This window comes from Mesorhizobium sp. WSM1343, assembly GCF_055901535.1.
Genome location: NZ_CM148370.1, coordinates 662,971 through 675,492, shown reverse-complemented (window position 1 = coordinate 675,492; position 12,522 = coordinate 662,971). Strand labels below are relative to the sequence as shown.

General features: G+C 63.6%; 12 protein-coding genes. 5 read left to right on the top strand and 7 right to left on the bottom strand.

Going from position 1 to position 12,522, the window contains the following annotated elements; all coding sequences use genetic code 11:
- Nucleotides 1-70: 70 nt before the first annotated feature.
- Nucleotides 71-805 (bottom strand): TetR/AcrR family transcriptional regulator, encoded by a 735-nt coding sequence (locus AC0NIL_RS03190; RefSeq protein ID WP_013528496.1) that lies wholly within the window; start codon nt 803-805, stop codon nt 71-73.
- A gap of 132 nt (nt 806-937) precedes the next feature.
- Here AC0NIL_RS03190 and AC0NIL_RS03185 point away from each other — a divergent pair, with 132 nt between their 5' ends.
- Nucleotides 938-2,137, top strand: a complete 1,200-nt coding sequence (locus AC0NIL_RS03185; protein ID WP_275953285.1) for an HlyD family secretion protein — start codon at nt 938-940, stop codon at nt 2,135-2,137.
- A gap of 22 nt (nt 2,138-2,159) precedes the next feature.
- Nucleotides 2,160-3,755: a DHA2 family efflux MFS transporter permease subunit gene (locus AC0NIL_RS03180; RefSeq protein ID WP_275953284.1), complete on the top strand. Its 1,596-nt coding sequence runs from the start codon at nt 2,160-2,162 to the stop codon at nt 3,753-3,755.
- A gap of 196 nt (nt 3,756-3,951) precedes the next feature.
- On the opposite strand, the gene msrB is transcribed toward AC0NIL_RS03180, so the two are convergent.
- The 4 genes from msrB to AC0NIL_RS03160 all read right to left on the bottom strand — a co-directional run bounded on the left by msrB (nt 3,952) and on the right by AC0NIL_RS03160 (nt 6,711).
- Nucleotides 3,952-4,455 carry a peptide-methionine (R)-S-oxide reductase MsrB gene (gene msrB, locus AC0NIL_RS03175; RefSeq protein ID WP_013528493.1) on the bottom strand — a complete coding sequence of 168 codons (504 nt, stop codon included), beginning with the start codon at nt 4,453-4,455 and terminating at the stop codon, nt 3,952-3,954.
- A 213-nt stretch (nt 4,456-4,668) separates the two neighbouring features.
- Complete coding sequence (locus AC0NIL_RS03170; protein ID WP_013528492.1) at nt 4,669-5,226, bottom strand: fasciclin domain-containing protein; 558 nt, start codon at nt 5,224-5,226, stop codon at nt 4,669-4,671.
- A 220-nt stretch (nt 5,227-5,446) separates the two neighbouring features.
- Nucleotides 5,447-6,175, bottom strand: coding sequence for an anti-sigma factor (locus AC0NIL_RS03165; RefSeq protein ID WP_224620816.1), 729 nt, complete (start codon nt 6,173-6,175; stop codon nt 5,447-5,449).
- Nucleotides 6,172-6,711 (bottom strand): sigma-70 family RNA polymerase sigma factor, encoded by a 540-nt coding sequence (locus tag AC0NIL_RS03160; protein ID WP_063169719.1) that lies wholly within the window; start codon nt 6,709-6,711, stop codon nt 6,172-6,174. Before AC0NIL_RS03160 ends, AC0NIL_RS03165 begins: the two co-directional genes overlap by 4 nt.
- Before the next feature lie 152 nt (nt 6,712-6,863).
- Here AC0NIL_RS03160 and AC0NIL_RS03155 point away from each other — a divergent pair, with 152 nt between their 5' ends.
- Together AC0NIL_RS03155 and argB are read left to right on the top strand one after the other, a co-directional pair.
- Complete coding sequence (locus tag AC0NIL_RS03155) at nt 6,864-8,363, top strand: amidase (protein WP_473572825.1); 1,500 nt, start codon at nt 6,864-6,866, stop codon at nt 8,361-8,363.
- 103 nt (nt 8,364-8,466) lie between these two features.
- Nucleotides 8,467-9,360: an acetylglutamate kinase gene (argB, locus tag AC0NIL_RS03150; protein ID WP_013528489.1), complete on the top strand. Its 894-nt coding sequence runs from the start codon at nt 8,467-8,469 to the stop codon at nt 9,358-9,360.
- A gap of 8 nt (nt 9,361-9,368) precedes the next feature.
- Here the strand turns inward: argB and bchE are convergent, their stop codons facing one another.
- Both bchE and AC0NIL_RS03140 read right to left on the bottom strand, forming a co-directional pair.
- Nucleotides 9,369-10,937: a magnesium-protoporphyrin IX monomethyl ester anaerobic oxidative cyclase gene (gene bchE / locus AC0NIL_RS03145; protein WP_473572824.1), complete on the bottom strand. Its 1,569-nt coding sequence runs from the start codon at nt 10,935-10,937 to the stop codon at nt 9,369-9,371.
- 117 nt (nt 10,938-11,054) lie between these two features.
- Nucleotides 11,055-11,531 (bottom strand): Lrp/AsnC family transcriptional regulator, encoded by a 477-nt coding sequence (locus AC0NIL_RS03140; protein ID WP_024502088.1) that lies wholly within the window; start codon nt 11,529-11,531, stop codon nt 11,055-11,057.
- 136 nt (nt 11,532-11,667) lie between these two features.
- On the opposite strand from AC0NIL_RS03140, the gene phhA reads away from it, so the two are divergent.
- On the top strand, nt 11,668-12,504 hold the full coding sequence (gene phhA, locus AC0NIL_RS03135) for a phenylalanine 4-monooxygenase (protein WP_224620819.1): 837 nt from the start codon (nt 11,668-11,670) through the stop codon (nt 12,502-12,504).
- Nucleotides 12,505-12,522: the final 18 nt, after the last annotated feature.

Below are 12,522 nucleotides of genomic sequence, written 5' to 3'. Positions count from 1 at the left end.
TTCTAGGAAAAGTGTGAAGCGGTTTTCCGTCCAGAATTGCGTCTAAACAAAGAGTTAGAGCATGGTCTGGCTAGGGCTTGGCCTCGATAGCAATCGTCTGATGGCCTTCTTCCGCCACAAGTCTTTCGGTGCCGTAGGCCTTCAGGAACATGCTGACGCCTGACCTGACGATGTGGTCGATCTCGTCCTGGGTCGGGGCCTTGGTGCGGTAGGCGAAGATGCACTGGCGGAACAGACCGGCCAGGCACAGTTCGGTGAACTGATAGGCGGCAAGATCGACATCGTCGATGCGCAGCAGGTCGCGCTCGATGGCGGCATTGAGAAAGGCCGCGACCTTGTCGTGGCCACGCTTGGGACCGCGCTCGTAAAAACGCGCGCCCATGTCGGGGATCCGGTCTGATGCCCCGATCACCGTGCGCTGCGCTTGGACGACCTTGGCCGACGTGATCTTGAGAGCCAGCACCTTGCCGAACTTCACCAGCGTCTCGCGCAGGTTGTCGGCATTGTCCAGCACGTCATACATGTTCTTGAAGATGGTGCCGCGCTCTTCCTCGATCAGCGCCTCGAACAGCTCTTCTTTGTTGGCGAAGTAGACGTAGATCGTACCCTTGGAGACGCCGGCCTCGCGGGTGATGTCGTTCATCGAGGCGGCTTCGAAGCCCTTGTCGATGAAGACACGACGGGCGCCGTCGATGATCTGGCTGCGCTTGGCCGGATCCTGCCCCGCGGCCGGGCGGCCACGGCGCAAGCTTTCCAACAGGTCGTCACACGACTCGTTTTCGACATTGGGCGGGGTCTCGGCCATGAAAGTCACACCTCGAAAATAATTCGAACCAAGCGGTTCGATTGCCCTTGATATGGTCCTCTTTACGCGCTATGTCAACGGCCGGATCGAACCGAACGGTTCAGTATTATATTATAACTTTAGAGAGATGTCATGTCCTCGAACGCGCCGACCACTGCCGAAGTCCGTCCCTTCCCCAACGCCAAGGTTGCGCCAGCGACGGAAGCACCGGAAGTACCTGTCCAGCCCGTCTCGTCGCCGCCGGCAGAGGCTCCGGCCAGGAAGAAGCGTTCGGTGCGTTCCTTCCTGCTGCCGGTCATCGGTGTTGCCTTGCTGGGCGCCGGCGCCTGGTATGGGTACGACTACTGGACAACGGGCCGCTTCATGATCTCGACGGACGATGCCTATGTCCAGGCGGACATGGCGTTCATCTCGCCCAAGATTTCCGGCTATGTCGATCAGGTCAAGGTCAGCGAGAACCAGCTGGTCAAGGCCGGCGATCCGCTGCTCGTCGTCGATGACGGCGATTACAAGATTGCCGTCGCCCAGGCCGAGGCGCAGATCGCCACCTTGAGCAAGACGCTCGACCGTATCGACGCCCAGACCGACGCGGCCCGCGCCTCGCTGCAGCAGGCCCAGGCGCAGAAGGTCGCCGACCAGGCCGCGGCCGACAACGCAGCCAAGGTCGCGGCGCGCGCCTCCCAGCTGCTCAAGACCCATGTCGGCACGCAGGCGCAGCTGGACGACGCCCAGACCGCGGTCCAGCAGGCCGATGCCGCCCTTGTCGGCGCCGACGCACAGATCGCCGCCGCGCAAGCCAATATCGGCGTGCTGCAGGCGCAGCGCGCGGAATCGGCGAGCACGCTGGCGTCCCTGCAGCTCAGCCATGACAAGGCGCTGCGCGATCTTTCCTTCACCGTGCTCAAGGCGCCATATGACGGCATCGTCGGCAACCGCTCGGTCGAGCAGGGCGACCTTGTCAGCCCCGGCCAGAAGCTCGCCGTCATCGTGCCGATGGACAAGCTCTACATTGTCGCCAACTTCAAGGAGACACAACTTGCCCGGCTGGTTCCCGGCGAGAAGGTCAAGATCTCGGTCGATGCGACCGACGGCCAGGACTTCGAGGGAACCGTTTCGTCGCTGGCGCCGGCTTCGGGTGCCGTGTTCTCGCTGCTGCCGCCCGAAAATGCCACCGGCAACTTCACCAAGGTCGTGCAGCGCGTTCCGGTCCGCATCGATGTGCCGGCCGATGCGCTGAAGAGCGGTAAGCTGCGCGCCGGCCTGAGCGTCGTCGTCGCCGTCGACAGCCGCACCGCCCCATCCGGGTCGGCGTCAGTGGCAGCGTCGAATTGAGCGGCGGCCGGGGAGCAATGCCATGGCAACCGCAACCCTGACAGCAGGAGCGCCGCCGGCGAGGCCGGCTGTGCCTGACACCATTTCGACGCGGCGCGTCATCGCCTTCCTGGCGATGGTGTTCGGCATGTTCATGGCCATCCTCGACATCCAGATCGTCTCCGCCTCGCTGTCGGAGATCCAGGCCGGCCTGAGCGCCAGCTCCGACGAAATTCCGTGGGTGCAGACCGCCTACCTGATCGCCGAAGTGGTGATGATCCCGCTGTCGGGCTTTCTCAGCCGGATGCTGTCGACGCGCGTGCTGTTCACCATCTCGGCGGCAGGCTTCACCGCGGCCAGTGCGCTGGCGGCGACCGCCACCAACATCGACCAGATGATCGTCTACCGCGCCGTCCAGGGCTTCATCGGCGGCGGCATGATACCGAGCGTCTTTGCCGCTGCCTTCACCATCTTCCCGCCCTCGCGCCGCGCCGTCGTCTCGCCGATGATCGGCCTCGTGGCGACGCTGGCGCCGACCATCGGCCCGACCGTCGGTGGCTATATCAGCCATGCCATGTCCTGGCATTGGCTGTTCCTGGTCAACGTCGTGCCCGGCATCCTGGTGACAACGGCGGCCTGGACGCTGATCGACTTCGACAAGCCTAACCTCAAGCTGTTCAGCAAATTCGACTGGTGGGGCCTCGCCGGCATGGCGGCTTTCCTGGGCTGCATGGAATATGTGCTCGAGGAAGGCCCCAACAATGACTGGCTGCAGGACCAGGGCGTCTTTATCTGCGCCATCGTCATGAGCATCGGCGCGGTGCTGTTCTTCTGGCGCGTATTCACCGCCGAGGAGCCGATCGTCGACCTGAAGGCCTTCACCAACATCAACTTCGCCTTCGGCTCGCTGTTCTCGTTCGTCATCGGCATCGGTCTCTACGGCCTGACCTATCTCTACCCGGTGTTCCTTGGGCGCATCCGCGGCTACGATTCGATGATGATCGGCGAGGCTCTGTTCGTCAGCGGCCTGGCGATGTTCTTCACCGCGCCGATCTCGGGCATCCTGTCGAACAAGATGGACCCGCGCCTGATGATGATGATCGGCTTCTTCGGCTTCGCCACCGGCACCTGGTGGATGACGCATCTGACCGCCGACTGGGATTTCTATGAGCTGCTCATCCCGCAGATCCTGCGCGGCTGTTCGATGATGCTGTGCATGGTTCCGATCAACAACATCGCGCTCGGCACCTTGCCGCCCGAGCGGCTGAAGAATGCGTCAGGCCTGTTCAATCTCACCCGCAACCTTGGTGGTGCCGTCGGCCTTGCGCTGATCAACACCGTGCTGATCGACCGCAACGCCTTCCACTACGCAAGGCTCTCCGAGCATGTGCAATGGGGCAGTGAAGCCGCGCAGGCCAAGCTGCAGAACATGACCCGCAATTTCGAGCAGACCCCCGGCCTCGACGCCACAAGCGCTGCGATCTCCAAGTTGTCTGGCATGGTCCAGCAGCAGGCGGCGCTGCTGTCCTTCATGGACGTGTTCTTCATGCTGACGGTGCTGTTTGCGACGCTTGGCCTGTTCACCATGCTGATCCGCAAGCCGGCCGTACCGGGTGGCGGCGGCGGTGGGGGGCACTGATACGGAGCAATTCCAGGAAAAGTGTAAGGCGGTTTCCCGGGAAAAGCGCGCAGCGCTTTCCCTTGGAGATTGCGACAAGACAAGGATACGTGGGCAGCGGTTTCGGGAAGCTCCTCCAGTCCACGCCCGAAAAGCTCTGACCGCGTAAAAACTCCGGGCCGCAAGCCCGGAGTTTTTTGCATTCGAGTCTATGGACTCAGGCCGTGGCGGGTTTGAAGGTCAGCGCGACGCCGTTGATGCAGTGGCGCAGGCCGGTCGGCGCCGGACCGTCGTCGAAGACATGGCCGAGATGGCCGCCGCAGCGGCGGCAATGTGCCTCGGTACGCGTCATGCCGAGCGACCTGTCCACGGTCGTGCCAATCGCCTTGGGGATCTCTTGCCAGAAGCTCGGCCATCCGGTGCCGGAATCGAATTTCGTCTCCGACGAATAGACCGGCAGGTCGCAGCCGGCACAGGCGAAAATGCCCTTGCGGTGTTCGTTGAGCAGCGGACTGGTGCCGGGGTACTCCGTGCCTTCCTTGCGCAGCACGTCGAAGGCGGCCGGCGACAGGATGGCTTTCCACTCGGCGTCGGTCTTGACGACCTCGAAGCTCTCGGCCGCTTGTGCTGCCTGCGGATCGCCCATGCGCAGCATCGTTGCCGCGGCCCCGATCACGCCGATGGCGGCGGCACCGCTCAAAAGAAAGTCGCGACGGTTCATGACCAGTTCCTCCTGATGTCCTTTTTGCCAAACTACACCGCCGCGCGGAAATCAAAAGCCGGTGACGGTAGCCCCTCGAACGAACACTCCGCGCCCTCCCACATCCGAATGCAGGCGGGCGCGAAGTGCACGGGCCAATTGCGGATCACGGGAGCGGGATCGTGCAATCGACGGAGGGTCCTTGCCGTCAGTTCGCCGGCAGCAAGCCCCTTGTTACATCTTGGGCAAAAGAACCTTGTCGATGACGTGGATGACGCCATTGGACTGTTCGACATCGGCGATCGTCACATTGGCGACATTGCCGTTCTCGTCGGTGACCGTGACCTTGCCGCCGTCGGCCTTGAGCGACAATTCGCAGCCGCCGACCGTCTTGACCTTGTGGGTGCCGCCGTCAGCCTTGGCCATCGCGGCGACATCTGCTCCCATCGCCTTGGCGCCGATGACATGGCAGGTCAGGATCTTGGTGAGCTTGTCCTTGTTTTCGGGCTTGAGCAGCGTCTCGACCGTACCGGCCGGAAGGGCTGCGAAGGCTTCGTTGGTTGGCGCGAACACGGTGAACGGACCGGCGCCCTGCAGCGTCTCGACAAGGCCGGCGGCCTTCACGGCGGCGACCAGCGTGGTGTGATCCTTCGAGTTCACGGCGTTCTCGACGATGTTCTTGTTGGCATACATGGCGGCGCCGCCAACCATCGGGTTTTCGGCGTAGGCGGCGGTGGCAAGGGCCGAAACGGCGATCGTACCGGCGAGCAAAAGGGTGGCGTATCTACGCATGATGTCGAACTCCTCGGGTTTTTCTCTTCCCATTTTTGGGGACGCGAGGAGATACGGAACAAACTCGCCCGAGTTTCAGAAATATTGTGATTCTTGATTTTATCCATGGCGCAGAGGGATTTCCCGAGCCATCGGCCGCCTGCCGACATGCTGTCTTGGGCATGTTCAGCGAAGGATAGACTTATGATAGTCTGTTGTGACTTTTCAGGTGAAGAGCCGGTCAGATGCTCTTCAGGTCGCCAGCGGCAACCACCGGTCCGGTCGGCTGTCCGGTCGGCGAACCGCCCGACGGCTCGAGGCTGACGGCAAGCACCGCGCCCTGGGCAAGTTTCTGATGGGCCGCCGGCGAGACGATAATATGCGCCGTTGCACCTGCCGGAATGACGCCCATCGAGACCGGCGGGTTCTTGCCCTCGATCATCCACAGCTCGAAGTCCTTGCCGGAAGCACGCTCACCGGAGACATGCGACAGGCCGACTTCGTGATGCGCGGCGTCGTAGACGGCAAGATATTTGACGTCGCTGCCTTCGGCGGCCAGCGAAGCGACGAGTCGCGCCTGCGGCTGCTCGACCGGTGGGTTGAGAATGGGCACGGCGATGTAAATCGCCAGTGCCGCAACCGCGGCTGCGGCAAGGCCGCGCCAGAAGGCCAGGCTGGACCACAGGCCGCCGCGCACTTCGGCGGGCCTGCTCACCGCGGCAGCGGTAGCGAACAGGCGGCGGTCGACCGCGGTCTTCACCGAAACCGGCGGCTCGACTTCCCGATAGGCGGCGGCAAGCGGTGAGAGACTGACCTCCCAGTCCTCGACAAGACGGGCGAAAACCGTATCCGCATCGATGCGGCGAGAGACGATCTGGCGTTCGTCGGCATCGAGCACGCCGAGAACGTACTCGGCGGCGAGCAGGTCGTCGCCTCCACGTTCCGGTCCTGTGTCTTCTGCCAGCGTCATCTTTCCAGGCATTCTCTGAGTTTCAACAGGCTGCGGCGCAGCCATGTACGCATCGTGTTCAGCGGCACGCCATGGCGCTCCGCCAGTTCGGCATAGCTCTCGCCCTTGAGATAGGCGCCCCGGACGGCTGCTGCCCGGTCCTTCTCCAGCTCATCGAGACAATGGTGGATACGTTCGGATTCGTCGCCCGCCACCGCCATCGCTTCAGGCCCCGGCGCCGGATCGGCCACGTCGAGCGCGGCATCGATGTCGGCGGCGGGGTTGCGCCGCGCTCTGATGCGATCGATCGCATGATTGCGCGCGATTGCCACCAGCCAGGAGATCGGGCTTAGATCGGAAACAGCAAAACGGTCGGCCTTCGTCCATATCTTAACGAAGACTTCCTGCAGCGCTTCTTCCGCGTCTCCCCGGTCGTTCAATACACGAAGACAGACGCCAAAAAGTTTCGCGCTGGTCTGCCGGTAAAGCAGATCGAACGCGGCCCGATCCTTCATCGAAGTCCGAACGATCAGCTTGGTGATGTCCTGCGGCGTCATTGCAGGCAAATTAGGCGATTGCCATGTATTTGCAACGACGGAAATAACCTTGTGCACGCCTAAGCTTTTGTGTGTCGCCGGCCCGGATCCGTCGGTCGATTGCCAATGGAATTGCCACTGGCTAGCTTGCCTTCATTGATGGGGGAGCGCGCATGTCGGTCGAACGGATCCTTTGGGAAGAAGATGCCACGGGCCTCGCCAATCTGGTCCGCAAGGGCGAGGTTTCGGCCGTCGAACTGACCGACGCCGCGATTGCCCGCGCCGAGGCCACCCGTCCCGACATCAATGCCACGGCCGAACCGCTCTACGATGCTGCCCGCGCCCGCGCCAAGACCGTCGACCCCTCGCTGCCGCTGGCTGGTGTTCCCTTCGCCATCAAGGATCTCGGCATCGCCATCAAGGGCGTGCCGACGCATGGCGGCAGCCGCATTCCGGCATGGCTGGCCGACGTCAATTCGGCGCTGACCGACCGCTATCTCGCTGCCGGACTTATCCCGATCGTCACCTCGACATCGCCGGAGCACGGGCTTCGATTGATGACCGAATCCAGGGCCTTTGGCATCACCCGCAATCCGTGGAACACCGGCCATACCAGCGGCGGCTCTTCGGGCGGTTCGGCAGCACTGGTCGCAGCCGGCGTCGTGCCGGTGGCGCATGCCTCCGATGGCGGCGGCTCGATCCGTGTGCCTGCCGCCTGCACCGGGCTTGTCGGCCTGAAGACGTCGCGCGGCCGTACACCGCTGACGCCCCTGGTGAGCGAAAGCTGGTACGGCATGGTCGTCGACCATGCGCTCACCCGTTCGGTGCGCGATTGCGCGCTGCTGCTCGACCTGACCCACGGGCCCGATCCTCTGTCGCCCTATGCCGCGCCGCGGCCGAAAGGCACGTTCGCGGCTGCCGCCGCGCGCGATCCCGGCAAGCTCAGCCTGGCCGTGTACCGCAAATCGCCGCTTGGCCTGCCGATCTCGGACGAGACGCTCGAGGCGCTCGACACGGCGGTGGCGCTTGCCCGCGAGGGCGGCCACACGGTCGAGGAGATCGACTTGCCCTTTATCGGCCGCGATTTCTTCGCCGATTTCTGCAGGACGGTTGCCTCCGCCGTCGCTGGCACGATGCGGGCCGAAGCGCTGCGCGTCGGCCGTTCCGTTGCTGGCGACATCGAGCGGGCCACGCGCGTGCTCGCCCGCTTCGGCGAACTGGTGTCGGCCGGCGAGACCTATGCCGACCTGCAGCGGCTGCATGCCGCCTCACGGCGGCTGATCGCAGAGACCGCGCAGTATGACGCCGTGCTGATGCCGATCATTGCCCACCCGCCGCTTGCCTGCGGCGCAATGGATCCGAAAGGCGCCGACGACCTCATCGAGAACCTGCTCGACAAGCTTCACCTGACGCCCTTGCTGAAGCTGAAGCCGTTCTTCGGCCAGTTGATGGACAAGAGCCTCTGGTTCACCCATTGGCCGGCGATCCAGAATGTCAGCGGCCAGCCATCGATCGCCCTGCCGGTCCATGTCACCGACGCCGGTCTGCCGATCGGCGTCCAGGCTGCCGGCCGTCCGGGCGACGAGGAGACGCTTTTGTCGCTCGCCGCGCAGATGGAGAAGATCTCAGGTTGGCTGGGCCGCAGGGCGCCGCTGATGGTGCCGACACGATGACGAGGCCGTGAGGCGCTCGAATATGACAGCAAAGCCATTTGCGGGCGGCGCCAATTCCCGCTAAGACGCCGCCGTCCTTACCGATCTCCAGGGAACCAAGCCGATGACGGAAATAACCGCCACCGCCGAAATGCAGGCAGCCCTGTTGTCGCGGGCGCTGCCCTACATGCAGCGCTACGAGCACAAGACGGTCGTGGTGAAATATGGCGGCCATGCCATGGGCGACATCGAGCTCGGCAAGGCCTTCGCGCGCGACATCGCGCTGCTCAAGCAATCCGGCGTCAACCCGATCGTCGTCCACGGCGGCGGCCCGCAGATCGGCGCCATGCTGGCCAAGATGGGCATCGAATCCAAGTTCGAAGGCGGCCTGCGCGTCACCGACCAGAAGACGGTCGAGATCGTCGAAATGGTGCTGGCCGGTTCGATCAACAAGGAGATCGTCGCGCTGATCAACGCCGAGGGCGAATGGGCGATCGGCCTGTGCGGCAAGGACGGCAACATGGTGTTCGCCGAAAAGGCCCGCAAGACCATGATCGATCCGGACTCCAACATCGAGCGCGTGCTCGATCTCGGCTTCGTCGGCGAGCCGGTCGAGGTCGACCGTACCTTGCTCGATCTTCTGGCACGCTCCGAAATGATCCCGGTGCTGGCGCCGGTGGCGCCGGGACGCGATGGCCACACCTACAACATCAACGCCGACACCTTCGCCGGCGCCATTGCCGGCGCCTGCCAGGCGACGCGCCTGCTGTTCCTCACCGACGTGCCGGGTGTGCTCGACAAGAACAAGAAGCTGATCGATGAACTGACCGTGGCCGAGGCCAAGGCGCTGATCAAGGACGGCACGGTCTCGGGCGGCATGATCCCCAAGGTCGAGACCTGCATCGAAGCGATTGAGCGCGGCGTCGAAGGCGTCGTCATCCTCAACGGCAAGACCCCGCATGCGGTGCTGCTGGAACTGTTCACCGAACATGGCGCCGGCACGCTGATCGTGCCCTGAGGCGCTCGTCAGCCGGCTAACTTTCTCGCCTCGGAATCTTCAATATTGTCGATGGTGGGAATGGCGGGCTTTCTGGCCGGGCGTCGAACGGACATCGATTCCTCCTCGGCGTCCTGCGGCGCGCCCCAGAATTCGGCCAGCGTCGGGCCGTCTTTCACCCTGATGTCGCGGACCAGAAAGCCCCAGACCTCGCGGAGCCACACGCGGCGGCCCATCTGTGTGTACCAGCGCATCGAATGGCGCTGCTCGGGATCCTTGTGGAACAGGATGCGGGCCAGCGCCTTCGGCCGTGATTGCACCGCCAGCTCGATCAGCTTAACGCTGAAGAACAGCATCCACGGCTTCAGCCGCGTCATCTGCAGCACCTGGTGCTTGTAGTCCCACAGGCGCGCATCCTGCTGGATCACCTTGCGATCCTGCGCGATGCGGAAGAACGGCGTCCAGCGATGCGGCGTCACATAAAGCGCCTGGATCTGGTCGGGGTCGTAGGCGATGAGTTGGCGAAAGCCGCGCCACAGGTCGCGAAACCCTTCGTCCTCGAAGCCGGACACCCAGGTCGCCATAGACAGGATGCCGCTGAGACGCAGCAGCCTTATCGCCTCGCGATCGGATGAGGTGCTGCCGCCCTTGCGGATCAATTGAAGCGTCTGCTCGTCGGTGTTTTCCATGCCGAGCAGCCAGCGGATGACACCGGCCTTGCGGTAGAGATGCAGGATGTCGGCATCGCGCACGATGTCGTCGGCACGGGTCGAACCGACGATCAGCACCGGCACGTTCTCGGCGATAAGGGCGTCGAGGAAGGCCCGCCAGGCTTTCTTCGAGACCGTCGGATTCTCGTCGGCGAGATTGATGAGCTCGACGCCATGTTGGCGATGCAGCCATGCTATCTCCCTGGCGAATTTCACCGGATCGCGATGCCGCCAGCGGGTCCAGAAGCCGCGCTGGCCGCAATAGTTGCACAGATGCGGACAGCCGCGCGAAAACTGCATGACCACGGCCCGCTTGCCGCCCCAGTAGCTGTAACTGGGATGGTCGATCAGTTCCCAGCCGACGCGGTAGGCGTCGAGGTCGGCAATGGTCATGGCCGCCTGTGTGGCGAAGGGGCGGCTGAGATCGTCGCGATAGGCGATGCCGGCCACGCTCGCCGGCGGCTGGCGCATCTCCAGCCCTTCGACCAGCGCCACCACCGTCGCTTCGCCCTCGCCGCGCACGATGAAGTCGAAGGCATCGGTAGCGGCCAGGATGTCGCGCCAATGATAGGTCGGGAAAACGCCGCCATAGATGATGATGGTCGCCGGCTCGCGCTCCTTGATCATGCGCGCGATCACCAAGGCGGTCGGGTGCGCCGAGGTCGAGCCGGAATGGCCGATCAGGACGAAGTCGGGGTGGTCCTCCAGTGCGCTGCGCACGACGTCATCGAGCGGCATCGGCCCGAACTCGGCGTCGACGAGGCGCACCTGATGGCCGGCATCGATCAGCGGCCCGCCGATCGCCAGCAGGCCGAGCGGCGGCAGGTGATCGTCGGGCACGCGGCTGCCGATGGCGGTGTGCGGCGGATTGATCAGGACGATTTTCATGGCGGACCTCCTGGGCAGTTGGTCCGCACAAGCTGGCCGGCGATGTGGACACGCGCTTGGCCCGTTTCAGCAGTTTGCGTGCAGCTTTTCCTCAAGGAGTGCGAAGGGCAGGCATTGTCATCGCCTGAGATGCCCGAGCGGCACATGGCCCGGGCCCTTGATGTTCTGCAGCACCAACTGCGTGTGGACGTCGCGCACGCCGTCGAGCCGCATCAGCCGGTGCATGACGAAAGCGTTGAGCTCGTCGACCGACGGCACCATGACATGCAGCAGAAAGTCATGGTCGCCGGTCATCGTCCAGCACGAGGAAACCTCGTCCATGCGCTGCACGGCGGCGATGAAGCTTTCGGGCGAGCCGTCGCTGTGGCTGACGAGGCGCACCTGGATGAACACCTCGACCATCAGCCCGACAGCGCGGCGGCTGATCACGGCGGCAAATCCCTTGATGATGCCGGCCTCCTGCAGCGCCTCGAAGCGCCGCGCGCATGGTGTCGTCGACAGGCCGATCTCTTGCGCCAGCTCGGAAACCGGCTTGCGCCCGTCGCGCTGCAGGACATCAAGCATCTTGATCTCGAAATCATCGAATCGAGGCATTTCCACTCCTTCCTGGGAATTTATGAGTGAATATTATCCCGATTTCCGAATTCGAACCATCATCAAAACCGATTCGCCTCCGCAAACCCGCTTAACCTTCAACACGTCGGCCATTTGCTTTGCGAGGAGAAAAACCATGACGACGATGAGCGTTGCCGAATATGCCCGCGACTGCGCGGCGCAAGGATTGCGCGGCGACTACTCGGTCTGCCGTGCCGATTTCACCGTGTCGCAGGGTTACGATTACAGCGATGAAGAGCAGGCGGTGTGGCGCACGCTGTGCGACCGCCAGACCAGACTGACGCGCAAGCTCGCCCACCATTCCTACCTCGACGGCGTCGAAAAACTCGGCCTGCTCGACCGTATTCCCGACTTCGACGAGGTCAGCGCCAAGCTGCGCAAACTCACCGGTTGGCAGATCGTCGCGGTGCCGGGGCTCATTCCCGCAGCTCCGTTTTTCGACCATCTCGCCGATCGCCGCTTCCCGGTCACCAACTGGCTGCGGACCAGGCAGGAGCTCGACTACATTGTCGAGCCCGACATGTTCCATGATTTCTTCGGCCATGTGCCGGCGCTGTCGCAACCGGTGTTCGCCGATTTCATGCAGATGTATGGCGAGAAGGCCGGCGACATCATCGCGCTGGGTGGCGACGAGATGATTTCCCGGCTCTACTGGTACACGGCCGAATATGGCCTGATGCAGGAGGCCGGCCAGCCGCTGAAGGCCTTTGGCGCCGGCCTTATGTCGTCGTTTACCGAGCTGCAGTTCGCGGTCGAAGGCAAGGACGCCCACCACGTGCCCTTCGACCTGGAAACGGTGATGCGCACCGGCTACGAGATCGACAAGTTCCAGCGCGCCTATTTCGTGCTGCCGTCCTTCGACGCCTTGCGCGATGCCTTCCAGACCGCCGATTTCGCGGCAATCGTCGCCCGGCGCAAGGACCAGCCGGCGCTCGACCCGGCGACGCTCTAGAGCAATTCCAGGAAAAGT

Excerpts from the sequence above, each read along its gene's own strand:
- AC0NIL_RS03165 (WP_224620816.1), bottom strand. The coding sequence starts at position 6,175 with ATGACGCTGGCAGAAGACACAGGACCGGAACGTGGAGGCGACGACCTG.
- phhA (WP_224620819.1), top strand. The coding sequence starts at position 11,668 with ATGACGACGATGAGCGTTGCCGAATATGCCCGCGACTGCGCGGCGCAA.
- AC0NIL_RS03170 (WP_013528492.1), bottom strand. The coding sequence starts at position 5,226 with ATGCGTAGATACGCCACCCTTTTGCTCGCCGGTACGATCGCCGTTTCG.
- AC0NIL_RS03185 (WP_275953285.1), top strand. The coding sequence starts at position 938 with ATGTCCTCGAACGCGCCGACCACTGCCGAAGTCCGTCCCTTCCCCAAC.
- msrB (WP_013528493.1), bottom strand. The coding sequence starts at position 4,455 with ATGAACCGTCGCGACTTTCTTTTGAGCGGTGCCGCCGCCATCGGCGTG.
- argB (WP_013528489.1), top strand. The coding sequence starts at position 8,467 with ATGACGGAAATAACCGCCACCGCCGAAATGCAGGCAGCCCTGTTGTCG.
- AC0NIL_RS03180 (WP_275953284.1), top strand. The coding sequence starts at position 2,160 with ATGGCAACCGCAACCCTGACAGCAGGAGCGCCGCCGGCGAGGCCGGCT.
- bchE (WP_473572824.1), bottom strand. The coding sequence starts at position 10,937 with ATGAAAATCGTCCTGATCAATCCGCCGCACACCGCCATCGGCAGCCGC.
- AC0NIL_RS03160 (WP_063169719.1), bottom strand. The coding sequence starts at position 6,711 with ATGACGCCGCAGGACATCACCAAGCTGATCGTTCGGACTTCGATGAAG.
- AC0NIL_RS03140 (WP_024502088.1), bottom strand. The coding sequence starts at position 11,531 with ATGCCTCGATTCGATGATTTCGAGATCAAGATGCTTGATGTCCTGCAG.
- AC0NIL_RS03155 (WP_473572825.1), top strand. The coding sequence starts at position 6,864 with ATGTCGGTCGAACGGATCCTTTGGGAAGAAGATGCCACGGGCCTCGCC.
- AC0NIL_RS03190 (WP_013528496.1), bottom strand. The coding sequence starts at position 805 with ATGGCCGAGACCCCGCCCAATGTCGAAAACGAGTCGTGTGACGACCTG.